Source organism: Streptomyces sp. NTH33 (genome assembly GCF_003236365.1).
In the GTDB taxonomy this organism is placed as follows: domain Bacteria; phylum Actinomycetota; class Actinomycetes; order Streptomycetales; family Streptomycetaceae; genus Streptomyces.
Map to the genome: position 1 here is coordinate 1 of NZ_POTZ01000587.1, position 3,599 is coordinate 3,599.

General features: G+C 73.0%; 3 protein-coding genes. 1 reads left to right on the top strand and 2 read right to left on the bottom strand.

Annotated elements, in window-relative coordinates:
- Positions 1–304 precede the first annotated feature (304 nt).
- A complete protein-coding gene (locus tag C1I97_RS33365; RefSeq protein WP_181447023.1) occupies positions 305–1,342 on the top strand; it encodes a C40 family peptidase in 1,038 nt (345 codons plus the stop codon).
- A gap of 15 nt (positions 1,343–1,357) precedes the next feature.
- On the opposite strand, the gene C1I97_RS33370 is transcribed toward C1I97_RS33365, so the two are convergent.
- Positions 1,358–2,077 carry a LuxR C-terminal-related transcriptional regulator gene (locus C1I97_RS33370; RefSeq protein WP_111006769.1) on the bottom strand — a complete coding sequence of 240 codons (720 nt, stop codon included), beginning with the start codon at positions 2,075–2,077 and terminating at the stop codon, positions 1,358–1,360.
- The gene (locus C1I97_RS33375) at positions 2,077–3,366 is read right to left on the bottom strand and encodes an ATP-binding protein (RefSeq protein ID WP_111006770.1); all 1,290 of its coding nucleotides are present in this window, start codon (positions 3,364–3,366) and stop codon (positions 2,077–2,079) included. The genes C1I97_RS33370 and C1I97_RS33375 overlap by 1 nt, the downstream gene beginning before the upstream one ends.
- Between the last annotated feature and the right edge of the window lie 233 nt (positions 3,367–3,599).

A 3,599-nucleotide genomic window follows, 5' to 3' on the forward strand; every position in this document is an offset into this window, starting at 1 on the left:
CCCCTGAAACCCCGTATCGGTCATCGCAGTACGTGAAGACGACGCGCTTGCGGCCGGGCCCCGGTCGCATACGGTCACCCGACGCACCTCTCACACCACTTCCGCACATGTCGTCACCGGGTCGTCACGGAGCGCTTTAGCGTCCTCCCCCAGGTGACCGGCTCCCCACCACCGTCCGGACCGGGGACGGCAGCCGGACACCACCACCGAGAAGGTCCGGTGGCGGCCCGCTGCCCCTGTGCGGGCCGCCGCCGGACGCGCACCCGCCCCCGCGGGGGCCGGACGAAGGGACGTGACGGCCCACGTGGCAGCGCACCGCAGGCCCAGTCGGCATTCGCTTAGCGGCAGCACGGTCCGTACGGCCGCCACGATCGCCCTCGCGGGCGCCGCCACGGCGGCCGGCCTCGACGGCACCGGGCAGGCCGCGCCGCGGCTCACGCCGGAGCAGGTCAAGGCCAGGGTGGACAAGCTGTACCAGGAGGCGGAGACCGCCACCCAGAAGTACGACGCCGCCCGGGAGAAGGCGGACACGGCCGAGAAGCGGCTGAGGACACTGGGCGACGAGGCCGCCCGCAGACAGCAGAAGCTCAACTCCGCGCGGGACGCGCTGGGTTCGATCGCCGCGGCGCAGTACCGGGACGGCGGGATCGACCCCGTGATGCGGCTGCTGCTGTCCGACGACCCGCGGCGGTACCTGGACGGAGCCGCGTTCGCCGAGCAGGCGGGCGCCCGGCAGGCGGCCGCCGTGGCCGACGTACGCAGGCAGCTGAGGGAGATCGGCCGTCTGCGCGGGGACGCGCACGTGGAGCTGACCTCGTTCAGGTCACGGCAGGAGGAACTGCGCCGGCAGAAGAAGACGGTCACCGCCAAACTGGACGAGGCCCGGCGGCTGCTGTCCCGCCTGTCACCGCGCCGGCGCGCGGCGATCGACGGGAACGGGGACACCGGACACGTCACTCGCGCCGACGCCCGCACCGCACTCGGCACCACCAGCCCCCGGGCGGCGGCTGCCGTCGCCTACGCCTACGAAAAGCTCGGCAGCCCCTACGTGTGGGGCGCGACCGGCCCCCACGCCTTCGACTGCTCGGGCCTGACCCAGGCCGCCTACCGCTCCGCCGGCGTCTCGCTCCCCCGCACCACCTACGCCCAGATCAACGCGGGCCGCCGCGTCCCGCGCTCCGAACTGCGCCCCGGCGACCTGGTGTTCTTCTACTCCGGGATCAGCCACGTCGGCCTCTACGTGGGCAACGGCCAAATGATCCACGCCCCGAACCCCTCGGCCCCGGTCCGCCTGGCCCCCGTCGACCAGATGCCGTTCGCGGGGGCGGCGCGGGTGGTGTGAACAGCGGCGTCCCGCTCACACCAGCCGGCGTGCCGTCGCCCAGCGGGTCAGCTCGTGGCGGTTGGACAGCTGGAGCTTCCTCAGGACCGCCGAGACGTGCGACTCCACCGTCTTCACGGAGATGAAGAGCTGCTTGGCGATCTCCTTGTAGGCGTAACCGCGGGCGATGAGGCGCAGGACCTCCCGCTCACGCTGGGTGAGACGGTCGAGGTCCTCGTCGACCGGCGGGGCGTCGGTCGAGGCGAAGGCGTCGAGGACGAAGCCGGCCAGACGCGGGGAGAAGACGGCGTCGCCCTCCTGGACCCGGAAGATCGAGTCGATGAGGTCCGCGCCCGTGATCGTCTTGGTCACATAGCCGCGCGCCCCGCCGCGGATCACGCCGATCACGTCCTCCGCCGCGTCCGACACGGACAGCGCGAGGAAGCGCACGGGCCGCTCCGTGTCGGCCGACAGCGCGGCGCAGCGCCGCAGCACCTCCACCCCGCCGCCGCCGGGCAGGTGGACGTCGAGCAGGACCACCTCGGGCCGGGTCGCGGTGATGACCGTGACCGCCTGGTCGACGTCCGCGGCCTCCCCGACGACCTCCACGCCGGTCTGCTCGGTCCGGCCGATCTCGGCCTGGACCCCGGTGCGGAACATGCGGTGGTCGTCGACGAGGACCACGCGCGCATGCCGCCCGCCCGTCCCTGTCGTCTCCGCTCCGGCCGTACCGTTCGCCTCGGTCGGGTCGCTCATCACGTGTTCTCCGCCCTCTCCATCTCCAGCTCGACCTCCGTGCCGCCGTCCGGCACGCGCCGCAGCCGGGCCGTCCCCCCGTTGCGCTCCATGCGGCCGATGATCGATTCTCTGACGCCCATCCGGTCCGCGGGTATCGCGTCGAGGTCGAAGCCGGGTCCGCGGTCCCGGACGGACACGAAGACCGTCCTGCCCTCGACCTCGGCGTAGACCTGGACGGCGCCGCCCTCGCCACCGTACTTGGCGGCGTTCACCATGGCTTCCCTCGCGGCCTGCATCTGGGCACTGATCCGCTCGTCGAGCGGGCAGTCACCGACCACGACCACCTCTATGGGGACGCCGTGCTTGTCCTCGACCTCGGCGGCGTTGCGCTTGACCGCTTCGGCGAGGGTGGCCGGTTCGTCGGCCTCGTCCTTGCCGTTGCCCTCCGGCTTGTAGAGCCAGGCGCGCAGGTCGCGCTCCTGGGCGCGGGCGAGGCGGCGGACCTCGCCCGCGTTGTCCGCGTTGCGCTGGATCAGGGTGAGGGTGTGCAGCACCGAGTCGTGGACATGGGCGGCCACCTCGGCGCGCTCCTGGGCACGGATGCGCATCAACCGCTCCTCGGAGAGGTCCTGGGTCATGCGCACGAGGTACGGCCCGGCGAGCAGGGTTATGCCGACGAGGACCGCGAGGGCCGCCTGGAGGACCGAGCCGAGGTGGGCGGCGGACCCCTGCAGCACGAAGATGGCGGAGACGCCGGCCGTGACCAGCAGGACACCCGCACCTGCGCGCAGCAGCGTGAGCGTACGGCGACGGCGGCCGACCTCCACCCAGCGGGCCCGGCGGGCGTTGTCCGCCTGGCGCCAGACCAGGGCGACGCCTGCGGCGACGAGGACGGCCGGCACCAGGTACACCTTGGCGCCGTTGCCCAGATTGACGCTGCCGACGAAGGCCATCGCGACGACGACCATGAGGAGCAGGGCGATGATCTGGCCCTTGTCCGGCTTGCGGGCCACGATTCTGCGGCGGCCGTCCGGCGAGGTCTCCGAGGTGACGAAGGACGGCGGCTTCTGGTCGCCGACACCGCCCACGCCCAGGGGCACGAAGAACCAGAAGGCCGCGTAGAGCAGGGCGCCGAGCCCGTCGGCCATGAACAGGCCGACGAAGACGAGCCGCACCCACACCACGGGCAGCCCGAGGTGCCCGGCGAGGCCCCGCGCCACTCCGCCCAGCCAGCGTCCGTCACTGCTGCGGTAGAGCTTGCGCGGCGGCCGCGGGGCGTCGAGGGGCACTGCTGCGGCTTCCGGCATGCCACTGATGGTCACACGGCGGGCAGGGCCGGGGCATCAGGGTCCGTCCCCGAGACACCCCTGATCTTCGACGACGCCCGGCAGTCGCGGCCCGGCCATCACGGCCCGGCGGGCCGGTCGAACGCATCCCCGGCCGCGGCTCAGGGACGAATCAGGGTCCGGCCAGGGTCGTCCCGGCTCCCGCGGCGGCGGCGCGCCCGTCACCATGGACGCATGACGAATCACCAGCATGC